This is a genomic window from Streptomyces sp. NPDC001594 (genome assembly GCF_042893675.1).
Lineage (GTDB): Bacteria > Actinomycetota > Actinomycetes > Streptomycetales > Streptomycetaceae > Streptomyces.
Genome location: NZ_JBIAVB010000018.1, coordinates 120,943 through 138,552, shown reverse-complemented (window position 1 = coordinate 138,552; position 17,610 = coordinate 120,943). Strand labels below are relative to the sequence as shown.

Annotated in this window: 16 protein-coding genes; 12 read left to right on the top strand and 4 right to left on the bottom strand. The window is 72.9% G+C overall.

Annotation, left to right across the window (positions count from 1 at the left end; all coding sequences use genetic code 11):
• Nucleotides 1-10: 10 nt before the first annotated feature.
• From ACFY0O_RS30930 to ACFY0O_RS30910, 5 genes are all read left to right on the top strand, one after another.
• Complete coding sequence (locus tag ACFY0O_RS30930) at nt 11-979, top strand: LysR family transcriptional regulator (protein ID WP_358898304.1); 969 nt, start codon at nt 11-13, stop codon at nt 977-979.
• A 97-nt stretch (nt 980-1,076) separates the two neighbouring features.
• Nucleotides 1,077-2,498, top strand: coding sequence for a nitrate/nitrite transporter (locus ACFY0O_RS30925; RefSeq protein ID WP_388952737.1), 1,422 nt, complete (start codon nt 1,077-1,079; stop codon nt 2,496-2,498).
• A gap of 204 nt (nt 2,499-2,702) precedes the next feature.
• Nucleotides 2,703-3,827, top strand: a complete 1,125-nt coding sequence (locus ACFY0O_RS30920; RefSeq protein WP_388952734.1) for a uroporphyrinogen-III synthase — start codon at nt 2,703-2,705, stop codon at nt 3,825-3,827.
• A 9-nt stretch (nt 3,828-3,836) separates the two neighbouring features.
• Nucleotides 3,837-4,385, top strand: a complete 549-nt coding sequence (locus tag ACFY0O_RS30915) for a GNAT family N-acetyltransferase (protein WP_388952732.1) — start codon at nt 3,837-3,839, stop codon at nt 4,383-4,385.
• Nucleotides 4,386-4,467: 82 nt separating this feature from the next.
• A complete protein-coding gene (locus ACFY0O_RS30910) occupies nt 4,468-5,031 on the top strand; it encodes a CGNR zinc finger domain-containing protein (protein WP_388952729.1) in 564 nt (187 codons plus the stop codon).
• Nucleotides 5,032-5,742: 711 nt separating this feature from the next.
• Here the strand turns inward: ACFY0O_RS30910 and ACFY0O_RS30905 are convergent.
• The 3 genes from ACFY0O_RS30905 to ACFY0O_RS30895 form a co-directional block, all read right to left on the bottom strand.
• Nucleotides 5,743-6,000, bottom strand: a complete 258-nt coding sequence (locus ACFY0O_RS30905; protein ID WP_385534187.1) for a hypothetical protein — start codon at nt 5,998-6,000, stop codon at nt 5,743-5,745.
• A complete protein-coding gene (locus ACFY0O_RS30900; RefSeq protein WP_388952726.1) occupies nt 5,993-6,175 on the bottom strand; it encodes a hypothetical protein in 183 nt (60 codons plus the stop codon). The genes ACFY0O_RS30905 and ACFY0O_RS30900 overlap by 8 nt, the downstream gene beginning before the upstream one ends.
• A 132-nt stretch (nt 6,176-6,307) precedes the next feature.
• The gene (locus ACFY0O_RS30895) at nt 6,308-7,087 is read right to left on the bottom strand and encodes a GntR family transcriptional regulator (RefSeq protein WP_388952724.1); all 780 of its coding nucleotides are present in this window, start codon (nt 7,085-7,087) and stop codon (nt 6,308-6,310) included.
• Between the two features lie 18 nt (nt 7,088-7,105).
• Between ACFY0O_RS30895 and ACFY0O_RS30890 the strand changes: the two genes are divergently transcribed.
• From ACFY0O_RS30890 to ACFY0O_RS30875, 4 genes are all read left to right on the top strand, one after another.
• Entirely contained in the window at nt 7,106-7,612 is a 507-nt protein-coding gene (locus ACFY0O_RS30890) for an NUDIX hydrolase (protein ID WP_388952722.1), read from the top strand.
• A 638-nt stretch (nt 7,613-8,250) separates the two neighbouring features.
• Nucleotides 8,251-10,557, top strand: a complete 2,307-nt coding sequence (locus tag ACFY0O_RS30885) for a HelD family protein (protein WP_388952719.1) — start codon at nt 8,251-8,253, stop codon at nt 10,555-10,557.
• A 412-nt stretch (nt 10,558-10,969) separates the two neighbouring features.
• On the top strand, nt 10,970-12,406 hold the full coding sequence (locus tag ACFY0O_RS30880; protein WP_388952716.1) for an NAD-dependent malic enzyme: 1,437 nt from the start codon (nt 10,970-10,972) through the stop codon (nt 12,404-12,406).
• A 308-nt stretch (nt 12,407-12,714) separates the two neighbouring features.
• On the top strand, nt 12,715-12,996 hold the full coding sequence (locus tag ACFY0O_RS30875) for an HU family DNA-binding protein (protein WP_007264399.1): 282 nt from the start codon (nt 12,715-12,717) through the stop codon (nt 12,994-12,996).
• Nucleotides 12,997-13,192: 196 nt separating this feature from the next.
• Here ACFY0O_RS30875 and murA read toward each other — a convergent pair whose 3' ends face one another.
• Nucleotides 13,193-14,530, bottom strand: coding sequence for a UDP-N-acetylglucosamine 1-carboxyvinyltransferase (gene murA, locus ACFY0O_RS30870; RefSeq protein ID WP_358898317.1), 1,338 nt, complete (start codon nt 14,528-14,530; stop codon nt 13,193-13,195).
• 262 nt (nt 14,531-14,792) lie between these two features.
• On the opposite strand from murA, the gene ACFY0O_RS30865 reads away from it, so the two are divergent.
• From ACFY0O_RS30865 to ACFY0O_RS30855, 3 genes are all read left to right on the top strand, one after another.
• A complete protein-coding gene (locus tag ACFY0O_RS30865) occupies nt 14,793-15,353 on the top strand; it encodes a YqgE/AlgH family protein (RefSeq protein WP_045947037.1) in 561 nt (186 codons plus the stop codon).
• Between the two features lie 29 nt (nt 15,354-15,382).
• Entirely contained in the window at nt 15,383-15,667 is a 285-nt protein-coding gene (locus ACFY0O_RS30860; protein ID WP_045947038.1) for a DUF3039 domain-containing protein, read from the top strand.
• A 206-nt stretch (nt 15,668-15,873) separates the two neighbouring features.
• On the top strand, nt 15,874-17,511 hold the full coding sequence (locus ACFY0O_RS30855; RefSeq protein WP_388952713.1) for a beta-N-acetylhexosaminidase: 1,638 nt from the start codon (nt 15,874-15,876) through the stop codon (nt 17,509-17,511).
• Nucleotides 17,512-17,610: the final 99 nt, after the last annotated feature.

Sequence of the window (17,610 nt, the reverse complement as noted above, 5' to 3'; positions counted from 1 at the left end):
ATCTTCCCCGGTGACCTCCCCCGACGTGGACCCCCGGCTGCTGCGCGGCTTCCTCGCCGTCGCCGAGGAACTGCACTTCACCCGTGCCGCCGCCCGCCTCTACGTGGCCCAGCAGGCCCTCAGCCGCGACGTCCGCCGCCTCGAACGGACCCTGGGCGCGGCCCTGTTCACCCGCACCACCCGGGCCGTCGAGCTCACCGCCGACGGCGCGCGGCTGCTGCCCCACGCCCGCGAGGTGCTCCGCGCCCACGAGGAACTCGCCGCCGCCTTCGCCGGACCGCCCCCCGCCCTCCTCGTCGACCTCAACACCGACGGCCCCACCACCGCCCGCCTCGTCCTGGAACGGGCCCGCGAACTCGCCCCCGGCCACGAGCTGATGGCCCGCTTCGAGAGCGGCCTCACCCACGCCGCCGCCGAGATCGCCGCCGGGCGGCTCGACGTCTCCTTCGGCTACTTCGACGGCCTGGACCCCGCCCTGCGCTCCCGCCTCGCCCACCGGCCCGTGCGCCACGAACCCCTCGCCGTGCTCCTGCCCGAGGACCACCCGCTGGCCGCCCTGGAAGCCGTACCGCTCGACGCGCTCGCCGGGGAGAGCGTCTACGCCGGCGCCGGGAACCCGCGCACCCTGGAGTGGACCGGCCTGGCCCGTGAGCTGTTCGCCGGGCGGGGCATCGAGGTGGCCCCGCCCGCGCCGGTGGCCATCGGCAAGGAGGAGTTCGTGCGGGTGATGGCCAAGACCCGCAACCCCGTCCTGGTCACCGTCGTCTTCCTCGACATCCCCGGCTGCGTCAAACGCCCCCTCGTGGACCCCGTGCCGCTCTCCCCGCTGTCCATGGTCTGGCGCGCGGGCCTGCGCCACCCCGGCCTCGACGCCCTCGCCCGCGCCGCCGCCGAACTCCAGGAAGCCCACGGCTGGCTGGAACTCCCCCCGGACGGCCGGCTCCCCGCCGCGCTCACACCCGGCGCGCACGGCGGGTGAGAGCGAGGTTTCCCCCCGGTCATCCGGCGGGGACCGGGGCCGAAACGCGCCCTCCCTAGCGTCGTCACCACGGACGCGACAGCTGTGGAGGCGTGTGATGAACGCAAGCGGAAGCGGAAGCGGAAGCGGGAGCAGGAGCGGGGGCGGGAGCCGACCGCAAGGCCGCCGCGGGGGCCGGTGGATCGAGCACTGGGACCCCGAGGACGAGACCTTCTGGCGGGAGACCGGCGAGAAGACCGCCCGCCGCAACCTCCTCTACTCCGTCTTCTCCGAGCACATCGGCTTCTCCATCTGGTCCCTGTGGTCCGTGATGGTGCTCTTCATGGGCCCCGGCTACGGCATCGACCCCGCGGGGAAGTTCTTCCTCATCGCCACCGCCACCACCGTCGGCGCCCTCGTCCGCATCCCCTACACCTTCGCCGTCGCCCGCTTCGGCGGCCGCAACTGGACCGTCGTCAGCGCGCTGCTCCTGCTCGCGCCCACCGTGGCCGCGCTCGTCGTCATGGAACCCGGCACCCCGTACGGGACCTTCCTCGCCGTCGCCGCGCTCACCGGGGTCGGCGGCGGCAACTTCGCCTCCTCCATGACCAACATCAACGCCTTCTTCCCGCTCCGCAAGAAGGGCTGGGCCCTCGGCCTCAACGCCGGGGGCGGCAACATCGGCGTCCCGGTCGTGCAGCTCGCCGCGCTGCTCGTGATCGCCACCGCCGGCGCCGGACACCCCCGGCTGCTGCTCGCCGCCTACCTCCCGCTGATCGTGGCCGCCGCCGCGCTGGCCCTCCTGCGCATGGACAACCTGGCCCCGGTGCGGGGCGACGCGGGCGCCGTACGGCAGGCCGTCCGGGAGCCGCACACCTGGATCATGGCCCTGCTGTACGTCGGCTGCTTCGGCTCCTTCATCGGCTACGGCTTCGCCTTCGGGCTGGTCCTCCAGACCCAGTTCGGCCGCACCCCGCTCCAGGCCGCGTCCTTCACCTTCGTCGGCCCGCTGCTCGGCTCGCTCGTCCGGCCCGTCGGCGGGGCCCTCGCCGACCGCTACGGCGGGGCGCGGATCACCCTCGCCGCCTTCGTGGCGATGGCCGCCGCGACCGGAGTGGTCGTCCTGGCCTCCGTACGGGAGTCCCTGCCGGTGTTCCTCGTCGGCTTCACCACCCTGTTCGCGCTCAGCGGGCTGGGCAACGGCTCCACGTACAAGATGATCCCCGGCATCTTCCAGGCCCAGGCCCTCGCCCGCGGGCTGCGCGGCGAGGAGGCCGCCGCCCACGGCCGGCGGCTGTCCGGGGCCGCCATGGGCCTGATCGGCGCGGTCGGCGCCCTCGGCGGGCTCGGCATCAACCTGGCCTTCCGCGAGGCCTTCGCGGCCTCCGGGACGGGTACCGCCGCCTTCGTCTCCTTCCTCGGCTTCTACGCCGTGTGCTGCGCCGTCACCTGGGCGGTATACCTCCGCCGGCCCACGGCCCCGCCCGCCGGCCCCGAGACGGCGCAGAGCGGGCAGCAGGCGCAGCTCACGGCGGTGTGAGGGAGATCGCGGGCGCCCAAGGCCGGTTAACGGCACCGAAATACGACGGAACCGAGCCGGACACGACGGGTTGGCAGGCTCGGACGCCGAAGCGCCGATCGGGCCGAGCCGGGGCCGCCGGCCGGCTGGGGCCGGGGTCCTGCGCCGGCTGCGCCGACCGACGTACGTACTGGGCACTGGGCACTGGGCAAGGCAGGTCACACGATGGACGACGCTACGCACGGCCCCCTCGCGGGCTTCACCGTCGCAGTCACCGCCGCGCGGCGCGCGGACGAGCTGATCGCCCTGCTGCGCCGGCGCGGCGCGGCGGTCGTACACGCCCCCGCGCTGCGGATCGTGCCGCTCGCCGACGACGGCGAACTGCTGGCCGCGACCCGGCAACTCGTCGACGACCCGCCGGACGCCGTCGTCGCCACCACCGCCATCGGCTTCCGCGGCTGGATCGAGGCCGCCGACGGCTGGGGCATCGGCGAACGGCTCCTGGACCGGCTGCGCGCCACCGAACTCCTGGCCCGCGGCCCCAAGGTCAAGGGCGCCGTACGGGCCGCCGGACTGGTCGAGGCCTGGTCGCCGCAGTCCGAGTCCCTGGCCGAGGTACTGGACCGGCTGCTGGCCGGCCCGGTCGCCGGCCGGCGCATCGCGCTCCAGCTGCACGGCGAGCCGCTGCCCGGGTTCGTGGAGGCGCTGCGCGACGCCGGGGCCGACGTGGTGCCCGTGCCCGTCTACCGGTGGATGCCGCCCGAGGACCTCGCCCCGCTGGACCGGCTGCTGGACGCCGTGGCCGTCGGCACGGTGGACGCCCTCACCTTCACCTCCGCCCCCGCCGCCGCCTCCCTGCTGTCCCGGGCCGGAGAACGCGGGCTGCGCGAGGCCGTGCTGGAGGCGCTGCGCGGGCGGGTGCTCGCGGCGTGCGTGGGGCCCGTGACGGCGCTGCCGCTGCAGGGCGAGGGGGTGGCGACCGTCCAGCCGGAGCGGTTCCGCCTCGGGCCGCTGGTGCAGCTGCTCTGCCAGGAACTCCCCGGCCGGGCACGGGTGCTGCCCGTCGCCGGGCACCGGCTGGAGATCCGGGGCCACGCGGCGGTGGTCGACGGCGGGCTGCGCCCCGTGCCGCCGGCCGGGATGGCCCTGCTGACGGCCCTGGCCCGGCGGCCCGGCTGGGTGGTGTCGCGGGCCGACCTGCTGGGCGCGCTGCCGGGGGCCGGGCGCGACGAGCACGCCGTCGAGACGGCGATGGCCCGGCTGCGGGCCGCCCTCGGGGTGCCGAACCTGATCCAGACGGTGGTCAAGCGCGGTTACCGGCTCTCCCTGGACCCCGGGAGCGTCCGTTAGCGTGCTCGCATGATCATCAACGGGGTGGAGATGAGGGGCCTGGCCGTCGAGGACGCCGCCGGGCTGGCCGACGTACTGACGCGCAACCGGGCGTACATGGCGCCCTATGAGCCCGAGCGGCCCGAGGCGTTCTACACCGAGGCGGGACAGCGGGCCCGCATCGAGGGCCTGCTCGGCGAACGGGACGCCGGGCGGCTGGTCCCGTACGTGTTCACGGAGACGGCGACCGGCGCCGTCGTCGGGGCGATGAACCTCGGCAGCATCGCGCGCGGGCCGCTGTGCAGCGGCGGCGTCGGCTACTGGGTCGACCGGGCCTGGCACGGCAAGGGCCTGGCCACCGCCGGCCTGGAGGAGGTCGTCCGCACGGCCCGCGACGAGCTCGGGCTGCACCGGATCGAGGCCGGCACCCTGGTCGACAACACCGCCTCCATCCGGGTCCTGGCCAAGGTCGGCTTCACCGAGTTCGGGCTCGCCCCCCGCTACCTCCACATCAACGGCGCCTGGCGCGACCACCGCCTGTTCCAGCGCCTCCTGCACGACGACCCGCCGCCCGCGTAGCCCGCGCGGGGGCTTCCGCTTCCCGGTCGGCGACGGCACTCTGGGGAGGCGTCCCACGGCGACGACCGAGGCGGTGACGGGCATGTGGTTCGACTCCGGGCGGGTCTGTCTGGACCTGCTGGCCACCCGGACCCCCCAGGGGGCCGAGGCCATCCACGACGGCGACGAGCTGCGCCTGTGGCTGGTCGGCGCCGGCCTGGTCCCCGACCGGACCCCGCTCGGCCGGCTCGGGCCCGACTGGGTGGAGGCCTTCCGCCGGCTGCGCCGCGACGTCGACCGCCTCGTGCGCGCCGAACTGTCCGGCACCGCCCCGGAGGAGGACGCCCTGGCCCGCGTCAACGCCGCCGCGGCCGGCCCCCCGCCGGGGGTGTGCGCGGTCCGGGACGGGGAGGGGCACCTGGTGCGGGAGCTGTGCGGCGGCGTGGAGTGCGCGGGCCTGCTGGCCACGGTGGCCCGGGACGCGGTGGAACTCCTCACCGACCCCGGCGACCTGGCCCTCCTGCGCACCTGCGGCGGCGACGGCTGCGCCCGCCTCTACCTGGACACCTCCCGCGGCCACCGCCGCCGCTGGTGCTCGAGCGAAGCCTGCGGCAACCGCGAGCGCGTGGCCCGCCACCGGAGACGGGTGCGGGGGGCGGTGGGGTAGGGGCGCGAAGGCCTTGTGTACGAGGCCCGAGGTGCGGGCCCGCCACCACCCCCGCGAGGGCCCGGGGGCGGGCCGGTGGCTGCCCACCCGCCGCCCCGGGGTGGTGGCGGGTGGGCGGCTGGAACGGTTCGGCGGGCTGGGGGCGGGGCGGGCGGCTCGCGGCGGGGGCCCGCCATCTCCCCCGCGAGGGGCCGGGGGCCGGGCGGTGGCTGCCCACCCGCCTCCCCGGGTGCGGGGCGGTGGGCGGGGGCGGTCTGCCGCCGGGCGGTGACGGGAGAGCGGACCGGGACCGGGACCGGGGAGGGCGGGGCCTTACCCAGCTCCCTCAGGGAGGGTTGGGGCTTTCCCGCCAGTCCCACTGTCCTTCCGGTCCGGGCCGGCCTGTCAAGGGCGCTCCTTCGTCGCGTCGCTACGCGATCGCCTTCGGCGACCCTTGACAGACCAGCCCGAACCGGAAAGACAAGGACTGCCGGGAAACCCCCAAAGGAACGGGACGGTCCGGAGATGGACATGCGGCGGGATCAGCGATGAGCCGGGCGGCCGGGGGCCGGCGGACCAGGCATCCGGCCCCGTTGCCTGTAAACGGGGCTGCTCCACGCGTCAGATCGCTACGCGCTCCTCATTTCTCAGCGTCCGGCGGCCGCCTGGGGCCGCTACCTGCAAGAAAGGCCAATCAGAGTGGCATTCCGGGCTGGTGGGCGCAGCAGATCGCTACGCGCTCCTCTCGTCTCGGCGTCCGGCGGCCGTCTTGGGCTGGTCATAGGCGGGTTGGACGTTCTCGACGGCGGTGGTGAATTCGCGGCCGGATGCGCCCCGGATGTATGCGAGTTCCTTCCAGTACGTGTGCGTGGGGGAGTCCGAGACGTCCTCGTTGACCACGGCCATCAGCTCGCCCTCGGCGCCCGATGCGATGTCGCGGACCCGGCGGCGGAGGAGGCGGTGGGGGAGGTACTCGTACTGCTCACTCACCAGGCGCTCCCTCGAAGGTGCTGAGGAAGCGCTCCCAGCCGGTCTGTGCCCGATCGAGCAGGTTGGAGCCGGAGTCGACGACCGCGATGACTCGCACCTCGTGAGAGCCGTCGGTGTGGATGTTCGTGCAACACGGCGTCTTGCCGACCGCTGTGGTGACGGGAATCTGCCTCATGGGCCTACTCCTCTAAAGAGGTTGAACTCCATCACTCATGTATAGGAGTGATGGGGAGAAGGTTGCCTGCCTCCTGTACATGAGTCAACCCACCGTGAGTATGTACTCACGGTAGGTTGCTGTGTTCGGCTCTCAGTCGGTCGCGGGGATGCGGTACTCGAAGACGAACTGGTCGGCGGCCATGAGGGTGTCGCAGACCTCCACGACGCGACCCGCATCCGTGATCGCATTCCGCAGTAGATGTACCACCGTCGCCCCGGGGCTCAGCGCGAGTTCCGATGCCTCCGCCTTGGCCGCCGGGCGTGCCAGCAGGGTCTCCGCGAACTCGGCGAAGACGTGGCCGTGTTCCTCGAGGCGGGCGTAGATGCCGCCGTCTCCCGGGTTTTCGGCGAAGAGTTCGGGGATGTCGCGCGCCACGTCCCAGGGCAGGTAGGACGTCGCGGTTTCCACAGGCGTCCCGTTGCGGAAGTACAGGCGACGGCGTGCCAGTACCTTGGTTCCGACATCCAGGCCGAGCCGCTCGGCGATCGCCTCCGGGGCGTCCACGGGTCCGATGTGGATGACACTGACCTTCGCGGTGGCACCGGACCGTTCCGACTCGGCGAGGTAGGCGGCTTTGCCGCCCTGCCGGAGCGAGCGGCGGAAGCGGTCCGAAGACCGGTGGCGCACCGGCGGCCGGGCCTTCACGAAGGAACCCTTGCCGTGCCGTGTCTCCACGAGACCGCTGGCACGGATCTCCAGCATGGCCTTACGGACCGTCCCGCCCGAGACGCCATAACGGTCCACCATCTCGGCTTCGCTCGGCACCTGGTCCCCGGGCTTCAGGACGCCGGTGCGGACCTGCCGGACGATGTCCTCGGCGATCTGCAAGTACCGGGGGACGGCCCTGCCCTCTCCTACAGCTGCTCCCATGGTCCTTCGCTTCCTCCTATGCTCATGCACATGAGTAACAGCGTCCCGCCGAACAGGTCAACGCCACGTCACTCCGTGTCGGTTGCCGGGGTCGTGGTGCGTGATGACGGCCGGCTGCTGGCCATTCGCCGGGCCGACAACGGAACGTGGGAGCTGCCCGGCGGAGTGCTGGAGCTGGCGGAAACGCCGGAGAACGGGGTGCGGCGGGAAGTGCTGGAGGAAACCGGCATCCACGTCGAGGTGGACCACCTCACCGGCGTCTACAAGAACACCACGGCCGGCGTGGTCGCCCTGGTCTTCCGCTGCAAGGCCTCGGGCGGCACGGAACGCCTCTCCCGCGAGACCACGGCAGTCCAGTGGCTCACACCCGAGGAGGTCGTCGACCGCATGTCCGAGGTCTACGCCGTCCGCCTCCTGGACGCCCTCGACGGCAACGGCCCCCACGTCCGCAGCCACGATGGCCGCCACTTGCTCAGGGACCAGCCCAAGACGGCCGCCGGACGCCGAGACGAGAGAAGCGCGTAGCGATCTGACGCGCCGGACCGCGCCCGATGGGGTCCTGATCGTCATTTCGTGCAGGTAGCAACCCAAGACGGCCGCCGGACGCCGAGACGAGAGGAGCGCGTAGCGATCTGCTGCGCCCACCAGCCCGGAATGCCACTCTGATTGGCCTTTCTTGCAGGTAGCGGCCCCAGGCGGCCGCCGGACGCTGAGAAATGAGGAGCGCGTAGCGATCTGACGCGTGGAGCAGCCCCGTTTACAGGCAACGGGGCCGGATGCCTGGTCCGCCGGCCCCCGGCCGCCCGGCTGTCCGCTGCCGCCCGGCGGGATCCCGCCCCCCGCCCACCGGCCCGCACCCGGGGAGGCGGGTGGGCAGCCTCCGTCCGGCCCCTACCCCTCGCGGGGGAGATGGCGCGCCCGCGCCGCGAGCGGCCCCCCGGCGGGCCGCCGCACTGGGCCGCCGCCGACCCGCCCGGGCCCCGGTCGGCGGGTGGGCAGGCACCGGGCCGTTGGCGGTCCCTCGCGGGGGTGAAGGTCCCGCCCGGCCGTGACCTCGTACGAAACGACGTCACCCGGGGGCTTCGATGTGGACCGGGCGTGCGGAGTGGGGGCTGGTTCGCGTACGGTTGACGGTCGCCCATGCACGTCAGAAGGGGGCCTTGGTGGCCGCGCAGAATGCCGCTGTCGACAGCACGGCGGATTCCGTCCGCGATCGGGAGATCGCGGTCGAGCAGACGCATCTCGATCAGGTGTACCGACGCCTTGAGGAGAAGATCCACGAGGCCGAGTTCCTCATGAACGACGCCGCCAAGCGCGGCCAGGTCGGGACGCCCGGCGCGCTCGCGGAGCGGGACGCGCAGGTGTTCCGGGCCGGGATCCACCTCAACCGGCTGAACAACGAGTTCGAGGACTTCCTCTTCGGGCGCATCGACCTCGTCCTCGGGAAGGACGGGGAACGCGGCCCCGACGGTGCCTACACCTCCGTCGAGCCCGCCGACGACGCGATCCGGCCGGACCTGACCGCCGACATCGCCGAGACCCTGCACATCGGCCGCATCGGCGTGCTCGACACCGACTACGCGCCGCTCGTGATCGACTGGCGGGCGCCGGCCGCCGCGCCGTTCTACCGTTCGACCCCCAAGGACCCCGGCCGGGTGATCCGCCGCCGGGTGATCCGGTCCAAGGGCCGCAAGGTGCTCGGCGTCGAGGACGACCTGATGCGTCCCGAGATCACCGCCAGCCTCGACGGCCGGGAGCTGCCGGCCATCGGCGACGGCGCGTTGATGGCCGCCCTCGGGCGGGCTCGGACGCACACCATGCGGGACATCGTCTCCTCCATCCAGGCCGAACAGGACCTGGTCATCCGCGCCCCCGCCGCCTCCGTGGCGGAGGTGGCCGGCGGCCCGGGCACCGGCAAGACCGCCGTGGCCCTGCACCGGGCCGCCTACCTCCTCTACCAGGACCGCCGCCGCTACTCGGGCGGCATCCTGATCGTCTCGCCGACCCCGCTGCTGGTCGCCTACACCGAGGGCGTGCTGCCCTCGCTCGGCGAGGAGGGCCAGGTCGCCATCCGGGCGCTGGGCTCCCTGGTCGACGGCGCCGAGGCGAGCACGTACGACGACCCGGCCGTGGCCCGGATCAAGGGTTCCTCCCGCATGCTCAAGGTGCTCCGCAAGGCGGTGCGCGGCGCGCTGGAGCTGGGCGACGCCCCGGAGCGGCTGCGCGTGGTGGCCTTCGGCCGCCGCGTCGAGCTGGAGGCCCCGGAGCTGAACCGGATCCGGCAGAACGTGCTCGGCGGCACCGCCCCGGTGAACCTGCTGCGCCCGCGCGCCCGCAAGCTGCTCCTCGACGCCCTGTACGCGAAGACCGGCGCGAACGGCCGGCACAGCGACCCGGAGCTGGCGGCCGAGCTGCGCAGCGCGTTCGACGAGGACATCTCCACCGAGGACGACTTCCTCGGCTTCCTGAACGCCTGGTGGCCGGAGCTCACCCCGCGCCGGGTGCTGGCCGCCATGGCCGACGAACGCCGCCTGGGCCGCTGGTCGCGCCGGGACCTGAACCCGCGCGAGACCCGCCAGCTGGCGCGTTCGCTGCGCCGGGTCGGTGCGGACGGCTCGGGGCCGCTGTCGGTGCACGACGTGGCGCTGCTGGACGAGCTCCAGCAGCTGCTCGGCGCGCCCGCGCGGCCCAGGCGCAAGCGGGAGCTGGACCCGTTGGACCAGCTCACCGGGCTGGAGGAGCTGATGCCGACCCGGGAGGAGACCGCCTGGGAGCGGGCGGAGCGGATCGCGGCGGAGCGCACCGAGTACGCGCACGTGATCGTGGACGAGGCGCAGGACCTGACGCCGATGCAGTGGCGGATGGTGGGCCGGCGGGGCCGTACGGGCACCTGGACGGTGGTCGGGGACCCGGCGCAGTCCTCGTGGACGGACCCGGAGGAGGCGGCCGCGGCCCGTGACGAGGCGCTGGGGTCGCGGCCGCGCCGGCGGTTCACGCTGACGGTGAACTACCGCAACCCGGCCGAGGTCGCCGCGGTGGCGGCGCGGGTGCTGGAGCGGGCGATGCCGGGGATGGAGCCGCCGACGGCGGTGCGCTCGACGGGTCTGGAGCCCCGCTTCACGACCGCCGGAGAGGACCTCGGGGCGGCGGTGCGGGAGGAGACGCGGCGGCTGCTGGAGCAGGTGGACGGCACGGTCGGCGTGGTCGTGGCCATGGACCGGCGGGCCGAGGCGGCGGGCTGGCTCGCCGACCTGGGCGAGCGGGCGGTGGCGCTGGGCAGCCTGGAGGCGAAGGGCCTGGAGTACGACGCCACGGTGGTGGTCTCCCCGGCGGAGATCGCCGGGGAGTCGGCGGCGGGCCTGCGGGTGCTGTACGTGGCGTTGACGCGCGCGACGCAGCAGCTGACGGTGGTGTCGGCGCAGGCCGACCGGCCGGACGGGGCAGGGGTGCCGGAGCTGCTGCGGCCATGAGCGTGACGGGGTGTCCGACTCGCGGGAGGGGGGACCGCTTCGGGCGATCCTTTGTTAGCCTGGTTACGACACCGGCTCGATCCAAGCCCCCGGGCCCAACCTTCGTCGCTTAGAGCGACCACTTGCCGCGAGGCGAGCATGGCGGGTCGGTGTCGTAGTCATCGCGTCCGTCCTGGACGGAGCACCGGGTCCGCGCCCTCCACCTGTGGGGGGCGCGGACCTGTTTTGTGTGTACCCACCATTCCAACACCCAAGGTTCTCTCGTATGGTGGAAGAGTTCTTCCGAAATTTGTAGCTGGTTACCTTGTACCGGCTGGTAGGTGGGACGATCGGACAACAGGTCCTGCCACACCTGCCGTGTGACGGGGCCCTGTGTGTACAGAAGAACCAGGGACAGAAGAGGAACACGGCCATGGCAACGGCGCCCAGCGTCTCGTATTCGATGACGGTCCGCCTGGAAGTGCCCGCGAGCGGAACCGCGGTCTCCCAGCTCACCACCGCCGTGGAGTCTTCCGGAGGCTCGGTCACCGGCCTCGACGTGACCGCGTCCGGCCACGAGAAGCTCCGTATCGACGTCACCATCGCCGCCACCTCCACCGCCCACGCCGACGAGATCGTCGAGAAGCTGCGCGGTATCGAGGGCGTCAGCCTCGGGAAGGTCTCCGACCGTACCTTCCTGATGCACCTCGGCGGCAAGATCGAGATGTCGTCCAAGCACCCCATCCGCAACCGCGACGACCTCTCGATGATCTACACCCCGGGCGTGGCCCGCGTGTGCACGGCCATCGCCGAGAACCCCGAGGACGCGCGCCGCCTGACCATCAAGCGCAACTCCGTCGCAGTCGTGACCGACGGTTCCGCCGTGCTGGGCCTGGGCAACATCGGCCCGATGGCCGCGCTGCCCGTCATGGAGGGCAAGGCGGCCCTCTTCAAGCGCTTCGCGGGCATCGACGCCTGGCCGATCTGCCTCGACACGCAGGACACCGACAAGATCGTTGAGATCGTCCGTGCCATCGCCCCCGGGTTCGCCGGCATCAACCTGGAGGACATCTCCGCGCCCCGCTGCTTCGAGATCGAGGCCCGGCTGCGCGAGGCCCTCGACATCCCCGTCTTCCACGACGACCAGCACGGCACCGCCATCGTCGTCCTCGCCGCCCTCACCAACGCACTGCGCGTCGTGGGCAAGGCAGTTGAGGACGTCAAGGTCGTCATGTCGGGGGCCGGCGCCGCCGGTACGGCCATCCTCAAGCTGCTCCTCGCCGCCGGTGTGAAGAACGCCGTCAGCGCCGACATCCACGGCGTCGTGCACGCCGGCCGCCCCGACCTGGTCGACGCCGCGCCGGACTCCCCGCTGCGCTGGATCGCCGACAACACCAACCCCGAGGGCTACACCGGCACCCTCAAGGAGGCCGTGGTCGGCGCCGACGTCTTCATCGGCGTCTCCGCCCCCAACGTGCTCTCCGGCGAGGACGTCGCCGCCATGGCCGAGGGCGCCATCGTGTTCGCGCTCGCGAACCCGGACCCGGAGGTGGACCCGGCCATCGCGCGCCAGACCGCCGCCGTCGTGGCCACCGGCCGCTCCGACTTCCCCAACCAGATCAACAACGTGCTGGTCTTCCCGGGTGTCTTCCGCGGCCTCCTGGACGCCCAGTCCCGGACCGTGAACACCGACATGATGCTCGCCGCAGCCACCGCCCTCGCCGACGTCGTCGGCCAGGACGAGCTGAACGCGAACTACATCATCCCGTCCGTCTTCAACGACAAGGTCGCGGGCGCCGTCGCCGGAGCCGTCCGCAAGGCCGCGCAGGCCGGTGGCGGGAAGGCCGCTGTGACGGGGCCCACGGTCTGATCCCGGCGCGTCGCGGGATGCGGGCCCCCCGGGGCGCCTCTAGGGTTGCGGGGATGCCCGCGCAGCGCGCGGACCACATCAGCGTCGGAGCCTCGGGTGCGACGGAGCGTCACCGTGGCGTGACTGTGGCGCTTTTCGTGTGACCCCGGCGGGTGCCGGATTGGCTTTCCCGCCGCTGGTGGGGGCAGGATGCGTAACCGGGCGAGAGGGTCTGACGTTCAGACCCGGGTCCGGGGACTGTCCTAGGGCCCTGGCAGCATCGGCTTCGATCTCACGCCTCTAAGGCAAGTTGAACACGGGAGTACAACATGAACCGCAGTGAGCTGGTGGCCGCTCTGTCCGAGCGCGCCGAGGTGACCCGCAAGGACGCCGACGCCGTTCTGGCCGCGCTCGCCGAGACCGTCGGCGAGATCGTCGCCAAGGGCGACGAGAAGGTCACCATCCCCGGCTTCCTGACCTTCGAGCGCACCCACCGTGCCGCTCGCACCGCGCGCAACCCGCAGACCGGCGACCCCATCCAGATCCCGGCCGGCTACAGCGTGAAGGTCTCCGCGGGCTCCAAGCTCAAGGAAGCCGCCAAGGGCAAGTAGTACCGCCCTTGTGCCGAGGGCCGCACAGGCCCTCGGGACGGCAGTGGTACGTAGAACGGCCGAGGGCGGCCACCCCCGATGGGGGTGGCCGCCCTCAGGCCTTTCCCGGGCCTTCCAGGCCCTCCCAGGGGCCTTGTGGGCCCCGGGAGGGGGAAGTCCCGGACGGCTGTGCTCCGGATCGCCGGGACGACGACCGTCAGACCAGGTCGCCGTTGGGCAGTTCGACCTTCGCGCCGAGCTCCTGGAGCTTCTCCATGAAGTTCTCGTAGCCGCGGTTGATCAGGTCGATGCCGTGGACGCGCGAGGTGCCCTCGGCCGCCAGCGCCGCGATCAGGTACGAGAACCCGCCGCGCAGGTCGGGGATGACCAGGTCGGCACCCTGCAGCTTGGTCGGGCCGGAGACGACCGCCGAGTGCAGGAAGTTGCGCTGGCCGAAGCGGCAGGCGCTGCCGCCCAGGCACTCGCGGTACAGCTGGATGTGGGCACCCATCTGGTTGAGCGCCGAGGTGAAGCCCAGGCGGGACTCGTAGACCGTCTCGTGGACGATCGACAGGCCCGAGGCCTGCGTCAGGGCCACGACCAGCGGCTGCTGCCAGTCGGTCTGGAAGCCGGGGTGGACGTCCGTCTCCAGCGCGATGGCCTTGAGCGGGCCGCCCGGGTGCCAGAAGCGGATGCCCTCGTCGTCGATCTCGAAGGCGCCGCCGACCTTCCGGAAGGTGTTCAGGAAGGTCATCATCGAGCGCTGCTGCGCCCCGCGGACGTAGATGTTGCCGCCGGTCGCCAGGGCCGCGGAGGCCCAGGACGCCGCCTCCAGGCGGTCCGGGAGCGCCTTGTGGTTGTAGCCGCTCAGGCGGTCGACACCGGTGATCCGGATGGTCCGGTCGGTGTCCATGGAGATGATCGCGCCCATCTTCTGCAGCACGCAGATGAGGTCCTCGATCTCCGGCTCGACGGCGGCGTTGCTGAGCTCGGTCACGCCCTCGGCCAGGACGGCCGTCAGCAGGACCTGCTCGGTCGAGCCGACCGACGGGTAGGGCAGGCGGATCTTGCAGCCGCGCAGGCGCTGGGGGGCCTCCAGGTACTGGCCGCCCTCGCGCTTCTCGATGGTCGCGCCGAACTGGCGGAGCACGTCGAAGTGGAAGTCGATCGGACGGCCGCCGATGTCGCAGCCGCCCAGACCCGGGATGAAGGCGTGGCCCAGGCGGTGCAGCAGCGGGCCGCAGAAGAGGATCGGGATGCGGGAGGAGCCCGCGTGCGCGTCGATGTCGGCGACGTTCGCGCTCTCGACGTACGTGGGGTCGAGGACCAGCTCGCCCGGCTCCTCGCCGGGACGCACGGTCACGCCGTGCAGCTGGAGCAGACCGCGCACGACCCGCACGTCACGGATGTCGGGAACATTGCGCAGCCGGCTGGGCTCGCTGCCGAGCAGGGCGGCCACCATGGCCTTCGGCACGAGGTTCTTCGCACCGCGGACACGGATCTCGCCCTCGAGCGGGGTTCCGCCGTGGACAAGCAGGACATCGTTGCCGGTCATGGATCTCGCGTTCCGGAGTGGATGGGCAGGGGACCAGACGTAAGGGTAAGGGCCACAACCCCCATGTTCGTATGGGTGACGGGGCCGTAGGACTGTCATGAATTCGGCACACCACGTACGGTGTCCGCCAAGTAGCGGAGTGTTGTGTTCCGGCGTGTGGGGCGGCGCGCGCTCCCGTCTGCAGCCGTGCGCCCTGAGCTGCGCGTGATCGGATCCCGCCGCCCGCTCCCCCCGGAGGGCGAATGTGCGAGATCATGTGCCCATGACCGAGGTGTCCTCCCTCACAGGGCGGCTGCTCGTGGCCACCCCCGCCCTCGCGGATCCGAACTTCGACCGCGCGGTGGTGCTGCTGCTCGACCACGACGAGCAGGGCTCCCTGGGCGTGGTCCTCAACCGGCCCACCCCCGTGGACGTCCGCGACATCCTGCTGCCGTGGGCCCCGCTGGCCGGTGACCCGGGCGTGGTGTTCCAGGGCGGCCCCGTCGCCCTCGACTCGGCCCTGGGGGTCGCGGTGATACCGGGCGAGGAGGGCCCCCTCGGCTGGCGCCGGGTGCACGGGGCCATCGGCCTCGTCGACCTGGAGGCCCCGCCGGAACTGCTCGCCGCCGCCCTCGGGGGCCTGCGCATCTTCGCCGGGTACTCCGGCTGGGGGCCCGGCCAGCTGGAGGACGAGCTGGGCGACGGCGCCTGGTACGTGGTGGACTCCGAACCCGGTGACGTGTCCTTCCCCGACCCCGAACGGCTGTGGCGGGCGGTGCTGCGCCGCCAGCGCAGCGAGCTCGCGATGGTCGCCACCTATCTGGACGACCCGTCGCTCAACTGACCCGGGCGGGGTTCAGTACCCTGGATTTCATGAGCACTCTCGAGCCCGATCGCGGGACTGGTACGGGGACCCTCGTAGAGCCGACGCCCGTGGTGTCCCACGGCGACGGCGACCACGAGCGCTTCGCCCACTACGTCCAGAAGGACAAGATCATGGCGAGCGCCCTCGACGGGACCCCCGTCGTCGCGCTCTGCGGCAAGGTCTGGGTGCCGGGCCGCGACCCGAAGAAGTACCCCGTCTGCCCCATGTGCAAGGAGATCTACGACTCCATGGGCGCCGGCGGCGACAAGGACAAGGGCGGCAAGGACAAGTAAGGACCGCTGACGGGTCCGGGCTTCCGCCGACGAGGCCCCCGGGGCGTGCGCCCGCGCGCACCCCGGGGGCCTTTCGCGTACCCGGAGGGCCTTTCGCGCACCCGGAGCCATTTGTCCGGACCTTTCGTCCCGGAGGCCTGTGCCGGGGGCGGGTGCGCGGCTAGGGTCGGCGCGAGGAGCGCTCTGTCGTCGTGAGGGGCTGACGCATGGACCTGATTCCCGTACCCCGGGTGGCCGTTCCCGACGAGGAGGGGCGCCGCTACGCGTTCGGCCCCGAGCCCGTGCTCGACGCCGGGCCCGGCTGCGAGGGCGTCGCGCGCTGGCTGCGCCGGGAGGTCGGCGGCGCCACCGGATGGGCCCTGCCGGCGGGGACGCCGGGCGAGCTGCGGCTGCGGCTGGACCCCGGCGGGCCGGAGTCCGGCGGGCTGGGGCCCGAGGGGTACCGGCTGGAGGTCGGCGCCGACGGCGTCGAGCTGACCGGTGCCGACGCGGCCGGGCTGTTCTGGGGCGCCCAGACGCTGCGTCAGCTGCTCGGCCCCGACGCCTTCCGGCGGGCCCCGCTGCGGCCCGGGCGGAGCTGGGACCTGCCGTACGCGCGGATCGCCGACCGTCCCCGCTTCGGCTGGCGCGGGCTGATGCTGGACGTGGCCCGGCACTTCATGCCCAAGGACGGGGTGCTGCGCTACATCGACCTGCTGGCCGCGCACAAGCTCAACGTGCTGCACCTGCACCTGACGGACGACCAGGGCTGGCGCATCGAGATCCTGCGCCACCCCCGGCTCACGGAGACCGGCTCCTGGCGGCCGCGCACCCGCTGGGGGCACCGGGCGTCCCCGCTGTGGAACGAGACCCCGCACGGCGGCTTCTACACCCACGACGACATCCGCGAGATCGTCGCCTACGCGGCCGAGCGGCACGTACGGATCGTCCCCGAGATCGACATCCCCGGGCACTCCCAGGCCGCGATCGCCGCCTACCCCTGGCTGGGCAACGCCGACGTCGTGGACACCGCCGCGCTCGGGGTGTGGGACGACTGGGGCGTCAACCAGAACGTGCTCGCGCCGACCGAGGAGGTCCTGCGCTTCTACGAGGGCGTCTTCGAGGAGGTGCTGGAGCTGTTCCCGCCCGAGGTCTCGCCGTTCGTGCACGTGGGCGGCGACGAGTGCCCCAAGGACCAGTGGCGGGCCTCGGCGACGGCGCAGGCGCGCATCGGGGAGCTGGGCGTGGACGGGGAGGACGGCCTCCAGGCCTGGTTCATCCGGCACTTCGACCGCTGGCTCGCCGACCGGGGCCGCCGGCTCATCGGCTGGGACGAGATCCTGGAGGGCGGCCTCGCGGACGGCGCGGCCGTCTCCTCCTGGCGCGGCTACGCGGGCGGGATCGCCGCCGCCGAGGCCGGGCACGACGTGGTGATGTGCCCCGAGCAGCAGGTGTACCTGGACCACCGTCAGGCGGACGGCCCCGACGAGCCGATGCCCATCGGGTACGTGCGTTCGCTGGAGGACGTCTACCGGTTCGAGCCCGTGCCGCCGAAGCTGTCGCCGGAGGCCGCCGCGCACGTGCTGGGCGCGCAGGCGAACGTGTGGACCGAGGTGATGGAGCACCAGGGGCGGGTCGACTACCAGGTGTTCCCGCGGCTGGCCGCCTTCGCGGAGGTGGTGTGGTCGTGGATGCCGGAACCGGAATCCCGCGACTGGGTCGGCTTCGAGGGGCGCGTGGCGGCGCATCTGGCCCGGCTGGACGCCCTCGGGGTCGCTTACCGGCCACCGGGCGGGCCGCTGCCGTGGCAGCGGCGGCCGGGGGTGCTGGGGCGCCCGCGGGAGGGCGCGCCCCCGATCGTGTGACCCGGGCGCACGGGCGGCCGTGCGGACCGGGCCGGCGCCCTCCGCGACCGAAGCGGAACTCTTCGGAAACCTTTGGAACTGTCGCTCGAACAAGGCTTA

What these genes read in the sequence shown, in the direction of transcription:
- ACFY0O_RS30920 (WP_388952734.1), top strand. Translation starts at nt 2,703, where the DNA reads ATGGACGACGCTACGCACGGCCCCCTCGCGGGCTTCACCGTCGCAGTC.
- ACFY0O_RS30860 (WP_045947038.1), top strand. Translation starts at nt 15,383, where the DNA reads ATGAGCACTCTCGAGCCCGATCGCGGGACTGGTACGGGGACCCTCGTA.
- murA (WP_358898317.1), bottom strand. Translation starts at nt 14,530, where the DNA reads ATGACCGGCAACGATGTCCTGCTTGTCCACGGCGGAACCCCGCTCGAG.
- ACFY0O_RS30865 (WP_045947037.1), top strand. Translation starts at nt 14,793, where the DNA reads ATGACCGAGGTGTCCTCCCTCACAGGGCGGCTGCTCGTGGCCACCCCC.
- ACFY0O_RS30895 (WP_388952724.1), bottom strand. Translation starts at nt 7,087, where the DNA reads ATGGGAGCAGCTGTAGGAGAGGGCAGGGCCGTCCCCCGGTACTTGCAG.
- ACFY0O_RS30880 (WP_388952716.1), top strand. Translation starts at nt 10,970, where the DNA reads ATGGCAACGGCGCCCAGCGTCTCGTATTCGATGACGGTCCGCCTGGAA.
- ACFY0O_RS30900 (WP_388952726.1), bottom strand. Translation starts at nt 6,175, where the DNA reads ATGAGGCAGATTCCCGTCACCACAGCGGTCGGCAAGACGCCGTGTTGC.
- ACFY0O_RS30875 (WP_007264399.1), top strand. Translation starts at nt 12,715, where the DNA reads ATGAACCGCAGTGAGCTGGTGGCCGCTCTGTCCGAGCGCGCCGAGGTG.
- ACFY0O_RS30910 (WP_388952729.1), top strand. Translation starts at nt 4,468, where the DNA reads ATGTGGTTCGACTCCGGGCGGGTCTGTCTGGACCTGCTGGCCACCCGG.
- ACFY0O_RS30890 (WP_388952722.1), top strand. Translation starts at nt 7,106, where the DNA reads ATGCTCATGCACATGAGTAACAGCGTCCCGCCGAACAGGTCAACGCCA.
- ACFY0O_RS30915 (WP_388952732.1), top strand. Translation starts at nt 3,837, where the DNA reads ATGATCATCAACGGGGTGGAGATGAGGGGCCTGGCCGTCGAGGACGCC.
- ACFY0O_RS30855 (WP_388952713.1), top strand. Translation starts at nt 15,874, where the DNA reads ATGGACCTGATTCCCGTACCCCGGGTGGCCGTTCCCGACGAGGAGGGG.
- ACFY0O_RS30925 (WP_388952737.1), top strand. Translation starts at nt 1,077, where the DNA reads ATGAACGCAAGCGGAAGCGGAAGCGGAAGCGGGAGCAGGAGCGGGGGC.